At 60.6% G+C, this 15,739-nt stretch carries 15 protein-coding genes; 10 read left to right on the top strand and 5 right to left on the bottom strand.

Features of this window, described 5'->3' with window-relative positions:
• Window positions 1-23 precede the first annotated feature (23 nt).
• Complete coding sequence (locus JZ00_RS22325) at window positions 24-314, bottom strand: c-type cytochrome (RefSeq protein ID WP_003196231.1); 291 nt, start codon at window positions 312-314, stop codon at window positions 24-26.
• Window positions 315-505: 191 nt separating this feature from the next.
• Here JZ00_RS22325 and yihA point away from each other — a divergent pair, with 191 nt between their 5' ends.
• Entirely contained in the window at window positions 506-1,147 is a 642-nt protein-coding gene (gene yihA, locus JZ00_RS22320) for a ribosome biogenesis GTP-binding protein YihA/YsxC (RefSeq protein ID WP_025211089.1), read from the top strand.
• 305 nt (window positions 1,148-1,452) lie between these two features.
• Here yihA and polA read toward each other — a convergent pair whose 3' ends face one another.
• Window positions 1,453-4,221 carry a DNA polymerase I gene (gene polA / locus JZ00_RS22315; RefSeq protein WP_039593462.1) on the bottom strand — a complete coding sequence of 923 codons (2,769 nt, stop codon included), beginning with the start codon at window positions 4,219-4,221 and terminating at the stop codon, window positions 1,453-1,455.
• A 74-nt stretch (window positions 4,222-4,295) separates the two neighbouring features.
• On the opposite strand from polA, the gene JZ00_RS22310 reads away from it, so the two are divergent.
• Window positions 4,296-4,586, top strand: coding sequence for a DUF2782 domain-containing protein (locus JZ00_RS22310; RefSeq protein ID WP_039593463.1), 291 nt, complete (start codon window positions 4,296-4,298; stop codon window positions 4,584-4,586).
• A gap of 60 nt (window positions 4,587-4,646) precedes the next feature.
• Window positions 4,647-5,597 carry a homoserine kinase gene (locus JZ00_RS22305; RefSeq protein ID WP_039593464.1) on the top strand — a complete coding sequence of 317 codons (951 nt, stop codon included), beginning with the start codon at window positions 4,647-4,649 and terminating at the stop codon, window positions 5,595-5,597.
• Window positions 5,598-5,775: 178 nt separating this feature from the next.
• Here JZ00_RS22305 and znuA read toward each other — a convergent pair whose 3' ends face one another.
• Window positions 5,776-6,708: a zinc ABC transporter substrate-binding protein ZnuA gene (znuA, locus tag JZ00_RS22300; protein ID WP_039593465.1), complete on the bottom strand. Its 933-nt coding sequence runs from the start codon at window positions 6,706-6,708 to the stop codon at window positions 5,776-5,778.
• Between the two features lie 66 nt (window positions 6,709-6,774).
• Between znuA and zur the strand changes: the two genes are divergently transcribed.
• Genes zur through JZ00_RS22280 form a run of 4 tightly spaced genes read left to right on the top strand, consistent with a single transcriptional unit; the run spans window position 6,775 to window position 9,571 of the window.
• The gene (gene zur, locus JZ00_RS22295) at window positions 6,775-7,257 is read left to right on the top strand and encodes a zinc uptake transcriptional repressor Zur (protein ID WP_039593466.1); all 483 of its coding nucleotides are present in this window, start codon (window positions 6,775-6,777) and stop codon (window positions 7,255-7,257) included.
• On the top strand, window positions 7,257-8,039 hold the full coding sequence (znuC, locus tag JZ00_RS22290; RefSeq protein ID WP_039593467.1) for a zinc ABC transporter ATP-binding protein ZnuC: 783 nt from the start codon (window positions 7,257-7,259) through the stop codon (window positions 8,037-8,039). Before zur ends, znuC begins: the two co-directional genes overlap by 1 nt.
• Window positions 8,032-8,820, top strand: coding sequence for a zinc ABC transporter permease subunit ZnuB (gene znuB, locus JZ00_RS22285; protein WP_039593468.1), 789 nt, complete (start codon window positions 8,032-8,034; stop codon window positions 8,818-8,820). Before znuC ends, znuB begins: the two co-directional genes overlap by 8 nt.
• Before the next feature lie 37 nt (window positions 8,821-8,857).
• A complete protein-coding gene (locus JZ00_RS22280; RefSeq protein WP_039593469.1) occupies window positions 8,858-9,571 on the top strand; it encodes a PA5502 family lipoprotein in 714 nt (237 codons plus the stop codon).
• Window positions 9,572-9,693: 122 nt separating this feature from the next.
• On the opposite strand, the gene katE is transcribed toward JZ00_RS22280, so the two are convergent.
• Window positions 9,694-11,829, bottom strand: a complete 2,136-nt coding sequence (katE, locus tag JZ00_RS22275; protein WP_039593470.1) for a catalase HPII — start codon at window positions 11,827-11,829, stop codon at window positions 9,694-9,696.
• 266 nt (window positions 11,830-12,095) lie between these two features.
• Between katE and JZ00_RS22270 the strand changes: the two genes are divergently transcribed.
• From JZ00_RS22270 to JZ00_RS22260, 3 genes are all read left to right on the top strand, one after another.
• A complete protein-coding gene (locus JZ00_RS22270) occupies window positions 12,096-13,103 on the top strand; it encodes a methionine ABC transporter ATP-binding protein (protein WP_039593471.1) in 1,008 nt (335 codons plus the stop codon).
• Window positions 13,103-13,777, top strand: coding sequence for a methionine ABC transporter permease (locus tag JZ00_RS22265; protein ID WP_014335809.1), 675 nt, complete (start codon window positions 13,103-13,105; stop codon window positions 13,775-13,777). Before JZ00_RS22270 ends, JZ00_RS22265 begins: the two co-directional genes overlap by 1 nt.
• A 79-nt stretch (window positions 13,778-13,856) precedes the next feature.
• Window positions 13,857-14,627, top strand: coding sequence for a MetQ/NlpA family ABC transporter substrate-binding protein (locus tag JZ00_RS22260; protein ID WP_039593472.1), 771 nt, complete (start codon window positions 13,857-13,859; stop codon window positions 14,625-14,627).
• Window positions 14,628-14,922: 295 nt separating this feature from the next.
• Here the strand turns inward: JZ00_RS22260 and JZ00_RS22255 are convergent, their stop codons facing one another.
• Window positions 14,923-15,270 carry a DUF6124 family protein gene (locus tag JZ00_RS22255; RefSeq protein ID WP_039593473.1) on the bottom strand — a complete coding sequence of 116 codons (348 nt, stop codon included), beginning with the start codon at window positions 15,268-15,270 and terminating at the stop codon, window positions 14,923-14,925.
• Window positions 15,271-15,739: the final 469 nt, after the last annotated feature.

Below are 15,739 nucleotides of genomic sequence, written 5' to 3'. Positions count from 1 at the left end.
GGTTAAAGAGTTATGGGCCGGGTTTACTCGCTCATCCACTGGATGATGGCTCGGTAATCCTCGGCACTGCAGTCCATGCACAAACCACGCGGCGGCATCGCCTTGAAACCCTGGGTCACGTGTTGCACCAGCGTCTCCATACCTTTCGCCAACCTCGGCGTCCAAGCTTCCTGATCGCCCTTGCGGGGCGCCATGGGGAGTTGGCCGGAATGACAGGCACCACAAACACGGTTGTACACAGCTTCCGGATCCTGTGTAGCCTGAGCGCTGTAAAGCGGCATCAAGACACCGGCAGCTAGCAGCCATTTCGTCATAAAACGACCTTTTCAGGGTTGGGAACGAGCTGCGTTCTAATGCGCAATTTCGGTCGGTCGCTCCCGTGAGCTTCATCCTACGCTGGGACAAAGCGCACACAAAATCTGCGGCATTATATACTGGCGTCACTGAAACGGAAACGACACAGCTTGCCGCGTCCATTCCCGACGCCGCCCACATCGGAAATCCCATGCAACTGAAGAACCCCATCCTTGGCCTGTGCCAACAGTCCACCTTCATGCTCAGCGCTGCCAAAGTCGATCAATGCCCTGACGACGAAGGTTTCGAAGTGGCCTTTGCCGGTCGTTCCAACGCCGGTAAATCCAGCGCGCTCAACACATTGACCCATGCAAGCCTGGCGCGTACCTCGAAAACGCCAGGTCGCACGCAGCTCTTGAACTTCTTCAAGCTAGACGATGAACGGCGTTTGGTCGACCTGCCGGGCTACGGTTATGCCAAGGTGCCGATCCCGCTCAAGCAACACTGGCAGCGCCACCTGGAAGCCTACCTGGGCAGCCGCGAGAGTTTGAAGGGTCTGATCCTGATGATGGATATCCGCCATCCGATGACTGACTTCGACCTTTTGATGCTTGATTGGGCGGTCGCCAGCGGCATGCCGATGCATATCCTGCTGACCAAGGCCGACAAGCTCACCTACGGCGCAGCGAAAAATACCCTGCTCAAAGTGCAGTCGGAGATCCGCAAGGGTTGGGGTGACACGATTACCATCCAGCTGTTCTCGGCCCCCAAGCGCATGGGGCTGGAAGAGGCCTACACAGTATTGGCCGACTGGATGGAACTGGCAGACAAGGGCAGCGAGGCGGCTGAATAGCCAAATCCCAGGCAAAAAAAACCCCGGACTTCGTATGGGGAGGGGGAAGTTCGGGGTCCAAGTTCCGGACCGCTAGGGCGGGGTCCAGATATCTGCCAACACTTAACACAACATAGGAGCATTGAAGGGCTTCACCAGCCATTCAGAATCTCTGAGTAGTAATTCACGGGTTTAGTTCAGATTATTTTTGGAAATAACTGTAGGAATTTTCCGGACTAATGAGGCCGCTCGCGAATTCGCGGTGATTGATGTGGCGAGGGAATATATCCCCTCGCCGCAGAGTCCGCTCGATTCTCCGGCAAGACTCAATGCGCCTCGTCCCAGTTATTACCCACGCCCACTTCCACCAGCAGCGGGACGTCCAGCGTGGCGGCCGCGCCCATAAGCTGGCGGATTTCGCCACTCACCTGTTCGACCAGATCTTCACGCACTTCCAGCACCAGTTCGTCATGAACCTGCAGGATGACTTTTGCGTCCAGCCCTGACGTGGTCAGCCAGCGGTCCACGGCAACCATGGCTTTCTTGATGATGTCGGCCGCTGTGCCTTGCATCGGTGCGTTGATGGCGGTGCGCTCGGCGCCCTTGCGTAGGGCCGGGTTTTTCGCGTTGATATCCGGCAGGTACAACCGGCGACCGAAAATGGTTTCGACGAAACCTTGCTCGGCCGCCTGGGCGCGGGTGCGCTCCATGTATTCCAGCACACCGGGATAACGGGCGAAGTAACGGTCGATGTATGCCTGCGACTGCTTGCGATCGACGCCGATCTGCTTGGCAAGGCCGAAGGCGCTCATGCCGTATATCAGGCCGAAGTTGATCGCCTTGGCGCTGCGGCGCTGGTCGTTGGTTACGGCGTCCAGATCAACGCCGAACACCTCGGCCGCCGTGGCGCGGTGCACATCCAGGTCGTTGCGGAAGGCATGCAGCAGCCCTTCGTCCTTGGCCAGGTGCGCCATGATCCGCAACTCGATTTGCGAGTAGTCCGCCGCCAGCAGCTTGTAGCCTTTCGGCGCGACGAAGGCCTGGCGGATGCGTCGGCCTTCGGCCGTGCGAATCGGAATGTTCTGCAGGTTCGGGTCGATGGACGACAGGCGCCCGGTCGCAGCGACGGCTTGCTGGTAATTGGTATGGACGCGGCCGGTGCGGCTGTTGATCTGTTCCGGCAGGCGATCGGTGTAGGTGCTCTTGAGCTTGCTCAACGAGCGGTACTGCATCAATACCTTGGGCAGCGGGTAATCCTGCTCTGCCAGTTCGGCGAGCACCGCTTCGGCGGTGGATGCCTGGCCCTTGGCGGTTTTGCTGAGCACCGGCAAGCCGAGCTTTTCGTACAGGATCACGCCCAATTGCTTCGGCGAGCCGAGGTTGAATTCTTCGCCGGCAATGGCAAACGCCTCACGCTCCAGGGCTACCAGTTTTTCGCCCAACTCGACACTTTGCACGCCCAGCAGGTTGGCATCGACCAGCGCACCTTGACGCTCGATACGCGCCAGGACCGGCATCAATGGCATTTCGATTTCGTTGAGCACCGTGCCCAGGCTCGGTGTGGCGGCAAGCTTTTCCTGCAAGGCCAGGTGCAGGCGGAACGTCACGTCGGCGTCTTCTGCGGCATAAGGCCCGGCCAGCTCCAGGGAGATCTGATCGAAACTCAGTTGTTTGACCCCTTTGCCCGCAATATCCTGGAAATCGGTCTTGCTGTGGCCCAGGTACTTGAGCGCCAGGCTGTCCATGTCGTGGCGGGTCGCGGTGGAATCCAGTACGTAGGATTCGAGCATGGTGTCGAAGGCGATGCCCTGGACCAGAATGCCGTTGTTCTGGTCGCCACCAATGGCGCAGTTGGCCAATATGTTGGTTTCGAACTTGGCGTGCTGACCGACCTTGAGCTTGTCCGGGTTTTCCAGCAAGGGCTTGAGGGCCATGAGTACCGTGTCGCGATCCAGTTGCTCCGGCACGCCCATGTAGGAATGGGTCAGCGGGATGTAGGCCGCCTCGAAAGGGGCCACGGCGAACGAAAGGCCCACAAGTTGCGATTGCTGGGCATCGCCGCCGTTGGTTTCGGTGACGAAGGCAAACAGCGGCGCCTTGTCCAGTTTGGCCAGCCACGCGTCGAAGCGCGCCTGGTCGAGGATCACCTCGTACTTGGCCTCGGGAGCGCCGGGCTGTTCTTCGGTAACGTCGACGATTTCCTGGCCGGCACGCTTGGCGTCCCGCTGGTTTTCTTCGAACCAGCTCTTGAATTCCAGCAGTGTATACAGCTCGGCCAGTTTCTCGTGGTCCGGCGTGCCCATTTGCAGATCGTCGAGTCCGACATCCAGCGGCACATCGGTCTTGATGGTCGCCAGCTCGTACGACAGGAACGCCATCTCCTTGTGCTCTTCGAGCTTGGCGGCCAGCGTCTTGGCGCCACGGATCGGCAAGGTGGCGACGATGTCCAGTTGCGCGTACAGCTCGGTCAGGCCACCGTTGACGCCCACCAGCAGGCCGGAAGCGGTCTTCGGTCCAATGCCTGGGACGCCCGGGATGTTGTCGGACGAATCGCCCATCAACGCCAGGTAATCGATGATCTGCTCCGGAGCGACGCCAAACTTCTCCTTCACGCCAGCCACATCCAGCGAGCTACCGGTCATGGTGTTGACCAAGGTAATGTGCCCGTCGACCAACTGCGCCATGTCCTTGTCGCCGGTGGAGATCACCACCGGACGGTCCGCCGCGGCGCTGCTGCGGGCCAGCGTGCCGATCACGTCATCGGCTTCGACGTTGTCCACGCACAGCAGCGGGAAACCCAGGGCCTTGACGCTGGCGTGCAGCGGCTCGATCTGCACGCGCATGTCGTCCGGCATGCTTGGGCGGTTGGCCTTGTATTCGGCGTACAGCGCATCGCGAAACGTCCCACCCTTGGCGTCGAAAACCACGGCGAAAGGACTGTCCGGATACTGCTTGCGCAGGCTTTTGAGCATGTTCAACACGCCCTTGACCGCACCGGTCGGCAGGCCTTTGGACGTGGTCAGCGGTGGCAGCGCGTGAAAGGCGCGGTACAGGTAAGAAGAACCGTCCACCAGGACGAGGGGAGCTTGGCTCATGAGCAGGATCAACCTTTTCGGCGGGTCCGGGGCTAGAATAGCGGGACCGTTGACGACAAAGGGACAAGGTTATCATGCGTACACTAAATCGCCTGTTACTGGCTGGCTTGTTTGCATTCACCCCGTTGGCCGTCATGGCGGCGGACGACGCGCCCTCGGCGGACCCGGATGTCACCATCCGCACCGAAGGCGATAACACGATCCAGGAATATCGGCAAAACGGCTTTTTGTATGCGATCAAGGTCACGCCCAAGATCGGCAAGCCTTATTTTCTGGTGCGTGCCGACGGCACCGATGCAAACTTCATCCGTTCGGACGAGCCGGATATGCTGATCCCTTCGTGGAAAATCTTTGAGTGGAAGTAGTTTCTTAATTTTAATAGGCGCCGCGTCAATCACGGCGCCCGAACTGAGCAGTTTTTGACCATGTCTGTGTTCACCCCCCTGGCTCGGCCCGAGCTGGAAACCTTTCTCGCCCCTTATGGGCTTGGCCGCCTGCTTGATTTCCAGGGGATCGCCGCCGGCAGCGAAAACACCAATTTCTTTATCAGCCTGGAGCGGGGCGAGTTCGTCCTGACCTTGGTCGAGCGTGGCCCGGTGCAGGAAATGCCGTTCTTCATTGAGTTGCTGGACGTGCTGCACAATGCCGACTTGCCGGTGCCTTACGCCTTGCGCACCACCGACGGCGTCGCGCTGCGTGAGCTGGCGGGCAAGCCGGCGCTGCTGCAACCGCGCCTGGCCGGCAAGCACATCAAGCAGGCCAACGCCCAGCACTGCGCCCAAGTCGGCGAATTGCTGGCGCATCTGCACCTGGCGACCCGCGACAATATGATCAAGCGCAAGACCGATCGCGGCCTGGACTGGATGCAAGAGGAGGGCGGCAAACTGCTGTCGCACCTCGATACCGAGCCGCGTCAGTTGCTGGAAGCAGCGCTGGAAGAAATCTCGTCGAAGAAGGTAGGCATCCTGGCGCTACCCAGGGCCAACATTCATGCCGACCTGTTCCGCGACAATGCGATGTTCGAAGGCACGCACCTGACCGGGCTGATCGACTTTTACAACGCCTGCTCCGGGCCGATGCTGTATGACGTCGCCATCGCCTTGAATGACTGGTGCTCGGATGACGACGGCGTGCTCGATGGCGCCCGGGCGCGGGCGTTGCTGGGTGCGTACGCGGCACTGCGGCCGTTTACCGCCGCTGAGGCACAACTGTGGCCGACCATGCTGCGCGTGGCGTGCGTACGGTTCTGGCTGTCGCGGTTGATTGCTGCCGAATCGTTTGCCGGGCAGGATGTGTTGATTCACGATCCGATGGAATTTCAGCAGCGTCTGGCGCAGCGGCAGACGGTTCACACGGTGTTGCCTTTTGCCCTTTAAGTATCAATAGAAGGCTTTCGCCGAATGATGTTGTGCCGAGGGGATTTATCCCCGCTGGGGCGCGAAGCGGCCCCAAAAAATAGCTGCCGCCGCGAGTCCGTCAGATAGAAAGCAGGGGGGCTGCTGCGCAGCCCAACGGGGATAAATCCCCTCGCCACAGGGTTTGCGCTTGGCAGCGCTATAGCGACTCCAGGCACCCCGCCAGATCATTCCCCAACTTCTCCAACAACTGCTCATACCCCTGCGCCGTCGCCGGGGTGTAGCCGCCTAGCGCATCCAGCTCCGCCAGTTTCACCGGCAACCCGGCCACCAGGGTTTCGGCCAGGCGCGGGCGCAGCGGCGGTTCGCTGAAGACGCAGGTCTTGCCCACCGCCTGCAAGCGCATGCGCATTGCCGCCACATGCTGGGCACCGGGCTGGACTTCGGCAGCCACGGCGAACACCCCGGCGTGCTTGAGGCCGTAGTTGTCTTCGAAATAGTCGAACGCCTCGTGGAACACGAAATACGGTTTGCCCGCGACCCCGGCCAGGCGGGCCTTGATGCGTGCGTCCAAGGCATCGAGACGCTGGTTGAAGCCCTTGAGGTTGCTTTGATAGCGGGCCGCGTTCGCCGGATCCGCGGCGCTCAGGTCAGCTGCCATCCTGGCGGCGATCACCCGCGCATTGTGCGGGGACAGCCACAGGTGGGCGTCCACGGTGCCGGGACGATGGTCGTGATCGTGATCATCGCCCCCATCATCGTCATGATCCTCGTGGGAAGCGCTGTCCTGGGCGAAGTGACGCAACTTGAGCCCCGGCAGCTCTTGCACGGCGACCGACGGCAGCGTACGACCGTTCAACACGCGCGGCAGGAATCCCTCCATGTCGGGCCCGATCCAGTACAACAGGTCCACCGACTGCACCTTGCGTACATCGGAGGGCCGCAATGCGTAGTGGTGCGGCGAAGCTCCTGGGGGCAGCAACACTTGCGGGACGGCCACGCCGTCCTGCACAGCGGCGGCAATCAATTGCAACGGCTTGATGCTGGTGAGCACCTTGACGTCGGCCTGGGCCGAGCCAATCAGTAGGAAACTTGCGACAAAAGCGACAAACAGCGAAAAAAATCGGGACACGATGACCACTCGAAGAGACGAGAACGGGTAACATAATAACGTCTCTCACTAATCTCGTCGCTGCCCATGCCCATTACTCCCCTTGCCAGTCGTCCCCACGATCACTCCCACTGCGTGCACAGCGCGCTGTCCGAGGCCGACGCCATCTGCGCGCGCCAAGGGTTGCGCCTGACCGCCCTGCGTCGGCGCGTGCTGGAATTGGTCTGGCAAAGCCACAAGCCACTGGGCGCCTACGACATTCTCGCGGTGCTCAGCGAGCAGGACGGCCGCCGCGCCGCGCCGCCAACCGTCTATCGGGCGCTGGATTTCCTCCTGGAAAACGGCCTGGTGCATCGCATTTCGTCGCTCAACGCCTTCGTCGGCTGCAACCATCCGGAGCACGCCCACCAAGGCCAGTTCCTGATTTGCCGCGAATGCCACGCCGCCATCGAGCTGGAACAGAAATCCATCAGCGATGCCATCGTCGCGAGCGCCAAGGAAGTCGGCTTCGTCGTCGACACCCAGACCGTCGAAGTCGTCGGCCTCTGCTCCGGCTGCCAGGGGGCCTGATGAGCAACGCACTGATCCGCCTCGAGCAGGTGGCCGTGACGTTCGCCGGGCAGAACGTGCTGGACAACATTCACCTGAGCGTCGAGCCGGGGCAGATCGTGACCTTGATCGGACCCAACGGCGCCGGCAAGACCACCCTGGTACGCGCCGTATTGGGCTTGCTCAAGCCCGACAGCGGCAGCGTCTGGCGCAAGCCCAGGTTGCGCGTCGGCTACATGCCGCAAAAACTCCACGTCGATCCGACGTTGCCGCTGTCGGTGCTGCGCTTTCTGCGCCTGGTGCCGGGCGTCGATCGCGAGCGGGCCTTGGCGGCGCTGAAGGAGGTCGGCGCCGAACAGGTGATCGACAGCCCGGTGCAAAGTGTCTCCGGTGGCGAGATGCAACGGGTATTGCTGGCCCGCGCCCTGCTGCGCGAGCCTGAATTGTTGGTGCTCGACGAGCCAGTGCAAGGCGTCGACGTAGCGGGCCAGGCCGAGCTGTACAGCCTGATCACGCGCCTGCGCGACCGCCACGGCTGCGGCGTGCTGATGGTCTCCCACGATTTGCACTTGGTGATGAGCACCACCGACCAAGTGGTCTGCCTCAACCGCCACGTCTGCTGCTCCGGGCATCCCGAGCAAGTCAGCGGCGATCCGGCCTTCGTCGAGTTGTTCGGAAAGAACGCACAAAGCCTGGCGATTTATCACCACCACCATGACCACGCCCATGACCTGCATGGTTCGGTGGTCAGTGCCCCTTCTGCTTCCAATCATGTTCATGGAGACGGCTGCAAGCATGGCTGATTTTCTGTTGTACGCCCTGCTCGCAGGCTTGGCCCTCGCCCTGGTCGCCGGTCCGCTGGGTTCGTTCGTGGTCTGGCGACGCATGGCCTATTTCGGCGACACCTTGTCCCATGCGGCACTACTGGGGGTGGCCCTGGGGTTTCTGCTGGATTTCAGCCCGGCCATCGCGGTGACCGTTGGCTGCCTGTTGCTGGCGGTGGTGCTGGTCACCCTGCAACAGCGCCAGCCGCTGGCGTCCGACACGCTGCTGGGGATCCTCGCACCAAGCACCTTGTCCCTCGGGCTGGTGGTGCTGAGCTTCATGCGTGACGTGCGGATCGACCTGATGGCCTATCTGTTCGGCGATCTGCTGGCAATCAGCCCTGCGGATCTCGCCTGGATCCTGGGCGGCAGTGCGGCGGTATTGCTGTTGCTGGTGGCGCTGTGGCGTCCATTGCTGGCGGTCACTGTCCATGAAGAACTGGCGCGGGTCGAGGGTCTGCCGGTGGTCAGCCTGCGCTTGGCGCTGATGCTGTTGATCGCCGTGGTCATTGCAGTGGCGATGAAAATCGTCGGTGTGTTGCTGATTACTTCATTGCTGATCATCCCGGCGGCTGCGGCACAGCGTCACGCCCGCTCGCCCGAGCAAATGGCCCTGGGCGCGAGCCTGCTGGGCATGCTCGCGGTCTGTGGTGGCCTGGCCCTTTCCTGGTTCAAGGACACCCCGGCCGGCCCCTCGATCGTGGTCAGCGCCGCGGCGTTGTTTCTGCTGAGTTTTGTCCTGCCCCGTCGAGGGGTGTAGACTTGCTCGCTTTTTGCGCAAATAGAGAGTCGCAGGAATGAAGCCGTTCGCCTCCCGTTATCTGCTCCTTGTCGCATTTTCCCTACTGCTGGGCGCGTGCCAGAGTACTCCGCCGGTCACCCAGGCTCCCGATCCGCGGGGCCCGGCCATCGCGCAGCTCGAGCAAAGCCTGGCCAGCAATGAGCTGGCCACCGCTGAAGGCCAGTTGGCCGCCTTGCAAGCCCAGTCGCCCGAAGACCCGACGCTGGAACCTTACCAGCGGCAATTGGCCGAGGCGTATCTGCGCCGCAGCCAGATCGACCTGCAAAAAGGCGATGTCAACGCTGCCGCCACCGCTCTTAGCCGAGCCCGAGCCTTGATGCCCAAGGCTCCGGCGCTGACCGGCGAGTTCAACAGCGCCATTGCCGAAGCCCGCAAGGCCGACCTGGAAAAAGCCGAGGCCGACCTCAAGGCCGCCGAAGCCAAGCCGGTTGCCAAGGTGATCGACCCGAGCGCACCGAGCACCACCGTTGCGCTCAACATAGCCGATATTCAGCAAATGCGTCGGCAACTGGATGCCATCGCCGCCGATGTGGTGAATTATCAGTGCGACGTCAGCATCCAGGCGCCGCGTACCGATGATTACCCTTGGCTGGCGACGTTACTGGACAAGCGAGTCAAGAAGCTTGATCCGGGGTTTGATCTGAAGTTGCGGAAACAGATTTTGCGCAGTGTGCCAGCGCAGATGGTGCTGACTCCGCGCAAGCCCTAAAAGCTCCGTAGGAACGCAGCCCGGAGCAAGCCCGCTCCCACAAGGTTGTTCGCAAACCTTGTGTGAGAGCGGGCTTGCTCGCGAAAGCGCCCTGTCCTGCAACAAACCCCTTCAGGCCCTCATCAGGCCGGAACCGCCTTCGCCTTGGGCTCCCGCGCCCAAACCCGATGCTGAGCAGTCGCCGCAAAAAATCGCGAAAAACCGCTCGCATCCGCGTCTTCGATCAACCCCGCATCCACCTCCAGCTTCAATTCCACCAACAACTGCCGGGCCTCACCATGAAGGCCAATGGCTTTCAGATGCTTGTAGGCCTCCAGCACGTAATGCAACGCCACACCGTCGCGACTCAAGGCCTTGATCGACTCCGCGCCACCGGGCACGAACACCGCGTCAAAGGCAATCGACGGCATGCCTTCCATGGACGCATCCACCGCCAGCGTCTGCCCATCGGCCGTAGTAACCGGCGCCGAAGTCGGCCCCAGCACTTTGGCGTGGGCGCCCTCAGCCTCCAGAGCCTGTTTGAGCGTATCGATGATCGCCCCATCGACACCGTTAGCCACCAACACCGCCACTTTGCGCGTCTTGATGTCGCCGGAAAGCAGGTTCGCCTGGCTCAGGGCGGGGGATTGTTCCAGCGAAGGCTGCGGAACATCGACCGTACCAGCGGTGGGCGCCGGCAAACCGAGGTTCTTGGCGACCCGCCCGGCCAATTCCAGGTCGATGTTGGCAAGGATCTCATTGACCTGCCGCGCCCGGATGAACTCCCGCTCCACCTTGCCCAGTTCGAAGCTGTAGGCGGCGATGATGTGCTCCTGCTCATGAGGGCTCATGCTCTTGTAGAACAGCCGAGCCTGGGAAAAGTGATCGCCGAACGAATCACTGCGCTGGCGGATCTTGTAGGCGTCGATACGCTCTGGATAACTTTCGAAACCACCATCCTGCGGGCCGGGCGGGGTTTCCTTCGGCCATCCACCGTCGATGGAGTTTGGCTCGTAGGACGCACGCCCCTTGTCGATGGTGGTGCGGTGCATGGCATCGCGCTGGCCGTTGTGCACCGGCGTAATCGCCCGGTTGATCGGCAGCTCATGAAAATTCGGCCCGCCAAGTCGGCTGATCTGCGTATCGGTGTAGGAAAACAGCCGGCCTTGCAGCAGCGGATCGTTGGAAAAGTCGATGCCTGGCACGATGTGCCCAGGGCAGAAGGCGATTTGCTCGACTTCAGCGAAGAAATTATCCGGGTTGCGGTTCAGCACCATCTTGCCCAAAGGAGTGATGGGTACGAGTTCTTCAGGGATGATCTTGGTCGGGTCGAGCAGGTCGAAGTCGAACTTGTGCTCGTCTTCCTCGGCAACGATTTGCACGCCGAACTCCCATTCCGGGTAATCGCCCATCTCGATGGATTCCCACAGGTCGCGGCGATGGAAGTCGGTGTCCTTGCCCGCGAGCTTCTGGGCTTCGTCCCACACCAAAGAACAGGTGCCGGCCTTGGGTCGCCAGTGAAACTTGACGAAACTGCTACGGCCTTCAGCGTTGATCATGCGAAAGGTGTGCACGCCAAAGCCCTGCATGGTGCGTAGGCTTTTTGGAATGGCCCGGTCGGACATCGCCCAGATCACCATATGAGCTGATTCCGGCACCAGCGAGACAAAATCCCAGAACGTGTCGTGGGCAGAGCCGCCTGTAGGAATTTCGTTATGGGGCTCGGGTTTTACCGCGTGGACAAAGTCTGGAAATTTCACCGCGTCCTGGATGAAAAATACCGGCATGTTGTTGCCCACCAAGTCGAAGTTGCCTTCGTCAGTGAAAAACTTCACCGCAAAGCCGCGCACGTCCCGCACGGTGTCACCGGAGCCTCGTGGACCTTGCACGGTGGAAAAGCGCACGAAGACCGGGGTTTTCTTGCTTGGGTCCTGTAGGAAACCGGCCTTGGTCAGGGCCGCATGTGATTCATAGGCCTGGAAGTAGCCATGGGCCCCGGTCCCGCGGGCATGGACGATGCGCTCCGGGATGCGCTCGTGGTCAAAATGCGTGATTTTCTCACGCATGATGAAGTCTTCCAGCAGCGAGGGGCCGCGGGGGCCGGCGCGCAAGGTGTTCTGGTTGTCGGCGATCTTCACGCCCTGGTTGGTGCGCAACGCCTGCTCGGTGGCGTCGGAACGAAACTGCTCCAGGCTTTCGAGCTTGTCGTTGGTATTGCTGCGATCCAGGGTATCGGTCCCCGCCAATTGGCTGGGGCCGGCAGGTTTGTGAGTGCTCATCAGGCATGACTCCTCGTTGCGATCCCCGCCGTGGCCAGGACCCGTGAGTTCGATGCACCAGGCACGGTACCTGGGCATGTTTTGAGTTGCTTAATGAGTGACCGATACCGTTTCGCTGTGTTCCTTTTTTATGTCCTTTGATCGCCTTATTGCCAAATCGCTGGTTCAATCTCAAATAAATGCTAAGAACCTCTATACGGACAGGCTAAAATGCGCGCCCGGCTAACCGCTGATCCTTTTCCAACGCGCCCCACAAGGTTCGCTACGTGATCGAGTTTCAAAACGTCCATAAAACCTACCGGGTTGCCGGTAGGGATATCCCCGCCCTGCATCCGACCAGTCTGACAATCGAGAACGGTCAGGTCTTCGGCCTGATTGGCCATTCCGGTGCAGGAAAAAGTACCCTGCTGCGCCTGATCAATCGCCTGGAAGACTCCACGGGCGGCAAGATCATCGTCGACGGCGAAGAAGTCACCGCCCTGGACGCCGGTGGCTTGCGCCGCTTCCGCCAGCAAGTCGGGATGATTTTCCAGCACTTCAACCTGCTGGCGTCCAAAACCGTGGCCGACAACGTCGCGCTGCCGCTGACGCTGGCCGGCGAGTTGTCCCGCAGCGAAATCGACCGCCGCGTCGCCGAACTGCTGGCGCGGGTAGGGCTGTCCGACCACGCTCGCAAATACCCGGCGCAACTGTCCGGCGGCCAGAAGCAACGCGTCGGCATCGCCCGCGCCCTGGCGACCAAACCCAAGATCCTGCTGTGCGACGAGGCCACCAGCGCCCTCGACCCGCAGACCACCGCCTCGGTGCTGCAACTGCTGGCGGAGATCAACCGCGAGCTGAAGCTGACCATCGTGCTGATCACCCATGAAATGGACGTGATCCGCCGCGTTTGCGACCAAGTGGCCGTGATGGACGCTGGCGTGATCGTCGAGCAAGGCCCAGTGGCCCAGGTGTTCCTGCATCCGAAGCACCCGACCACCAAGCGTTTCGTCCAGGAAGACGAGCAGATCGACGAAAGCGAACAGCGCGACGACTTCGCTCACGTCCCAGGGCGCATCGTGCGTCTGACGTTCCAGGGCGACGCGACCTACGCGCCACTGCTCGGCACCGTCGCCCGGGAAACCGGCGTGGACTACAGCATCCTGGCCGGCCGCATCGACCGCATCAAAGACACCCCCTACGGGCAACTGACCCTCGCCATCACCGGCGGTGACATGGAGGCGGCGTTCGCCCGCTTCACCGCGGCCGATGTCCACATGGAGGTGCTGCGCTAATGGAACTGCTGAATTCGTTTTTCTCCAACATCGACTGGCTGGAAATCTGGCTGGCCACTGGCGACACCTTCCTGATGCTGTTCGGTTCGCTGCTGTTCACCGTGCTGCTCGGCCTGCCCCTGGGGGTGCTGCTGTTCCTGTGCAGCCCGCGCCAATTGCTCGAAGCCCGCGGCGTTTATGCGCTGCTGTCGCTGATCGTCAACATCCTGCGTTCGCTGCCGTTCATCATCCTGTTGATCGTGATGATCCCGTTCACGGTGTTGATCACCGGCACCTCCCTGGGCGTGGCCGGCGCGATTCCACCGCTGGTGGTCGGCGCCACACCGTTCTTCGCCCGCCTGGTGGAAACCGCCCTGCGCGAAGTCGACCGCGGCATCATCGAAGCGACCCAGGCCATGGGCGCAACGACGCGGCAAATCATCGTCAACGCCTTGCTGCCGGAAGCCCGCCCAGGCATTTTTGCAGCGATTACGGTGACAGCGATTACGCTGGTGTCCTACACGGCCATGGCCGGTGTGGTCGGCGCCGGTGGTTTGGGCGACCTGGCGATCCGCTTCGGTTACCAGCGTTTCCAGACCGATGTGATGGTGGTCACGGTGGTGTTGCTGCTGGTGCTGGTCCAGGTCCTGCAGACCGTAGGCGACAAACTGGTTGTGCATTTCTCTAGAAAATAAGGCCTCGCGGCCAATAAACCATGAGCCGGCCATTCGCTGGCAGGCGCCAAGAGCAGGCGCCCCACAAGGAGTTAGCTGAATGAAAAAACTACTGGTTGCCTTCGCTGCCGCCGCCGCGTTTTCCGCCCACGCCGAGACACTGACTGTCGCTGCCACCCCGGTCCCCCACGCGGAAATCCTCGAATTCGTCAAACCGGCATTGGCCAAAGAAGGCGTGGACCTCAAGGTCAAAGTCTTCACCGACTACATCCAGCCGAACGTACAAGTCGCCGAAAAGCGCCTGGACGCCAACTTCTTCCAGCACCAGCCGTACCTGGATGAGTTCAACAAGGCCAAGGGCACGAACCTGGTGAGCGTGGCCGGCGTGCACCTGGAGCCCCTGGGCGCATATTCCAGCAAGTACAAGGCACTGACAGAACTGCCGGGCGGCGCCAACGTAGTGATCCCGAACGACGCCACCAACGGCGGCCGTGCGCTGTTGCTGCTGGCTAAGGCTGGGGTGATCAAGTTGAAGGATTCGGACAACATCCTGTCGACGACCAAGGACATCACCGGAAATCCGAAGGATCTGAAATTCCGCGAGCTGGAAGCGGCGACCATTCCGCGGGTGCTGACTCAGGTGGATTTGGCGCTGATCAATACCAACTATGCGTTGGAAGCCAAGCTTGATCCTTCCAAGGATGCGCTGGTGATCGAAGGTAACGACTCGCCTTATGTGAACATCTTGGTGGCCCGTCCGGACGACAAGGACAGCGAGGCGATGAAGAAGCTGGTTGCGGCGCTGCATACGCCGGAGGTGAAGGCTTTTATCCTTGAGAAGTATAAAGGCGCGGTTTTGCCGGCGTTTTGAGCTGATCAGGTGGTGAAAAAACGGGGCTGCGTGGGAATGCAGGCCCGTTTTTTTATGCTCGGAAATGTACGCGTCGCGCAAAGATCTGCAAGATCACGGGCATTCATCAAATTTGACTGACCTAGTGATTGTCCCGCAACAATACTTATCCCAACGCATGAGGGGTGACTCTCGTGCCTACCTTCCGAGGCCCGCTTGAGCGAAATCTCTGCGGGCTTTCGTGTTTCTGGAACATTAATAGAGCGAACCCGACACACAAGATGTCGGGTTTGCTTTTGGGAAGGATATTTACCTGCTATCGCGGATCAACGTTATCCAACACCCGATTCGCCAGCAGTGAACTCAATTCAATCAACTGTTGAATGCCGAGGAGGATGTGACGACGCTGGCCTTCCAGATCGAAAGCCAGGTTGCTGACCATCGCATCGGCTGCCGCCAGGGTTTCGCTGAGGTTGGCGAGGAGGGATTCGTTGTCGGCGTTTTTGGCGACGGTGAAGAGCTGACCCGGTTGGGACGCATCTTCGGACTTTTCCGGTTTTGGTAGCAGGTAGTAATCCAAAGCGCGATTGGTGGCTTCGTCGTGCTTTTTTGCTTTGGATTTGGCGTGGCCTGTCTCTGGAGGGTTCGGAGTAGGTTTGAACATTGGGACTTTCCTATAGTAGGGCCGCCACCATCTCGCTACTAAACGAAAGGAGGCAGCTGTGCGCAAGTTAGTAGACCGGTAAAGTCACCAAACCCGGCGCGCCCGAAGGCGCCTTGCGCACAGCCACCATCAAGTGCAGGCAAACGCCTGACTGGATGACACTCATGCAACCGTAGATGACTAACCGAGCTACTAAACCCGACCACTGATGGGCAGTGGCAGGAAAACAATAGAACCCATGGTCAAGGCACACAAGGGGGCGGATTCTGGCGTAGTTGTAGGCAATGGCGCAAGGATTCGTAGCTTGATGGAAGGATGGCTGTGGCGGAATAAACAAGGCTGCGTTTTGCCTTGGAATTCGGAGCCAGAGGGCCGGTTTTAGCGATGGCGCCTGACGTTGTTTTATCGCGTTACAAACGCTGCAAGTCGATCTGCCCGTCATGATTTACTGACGTCCTGTCACGTCCGA

The sequence above is a fragment of the Pseudomonas frederiksbergensis genome, from assembly GCF_000802155.2.
Lineage (GTDB): Bacteria > Pseudomonadota > Gammaproteobacteria > Pseudomonadales > Pseudomonadaceae > Aquipseudomonas > Aquipseudomonas frederiksbergensis_A.
This window is presented reverse-complemented; position numbering and strand designations above follow the sequence as displayed.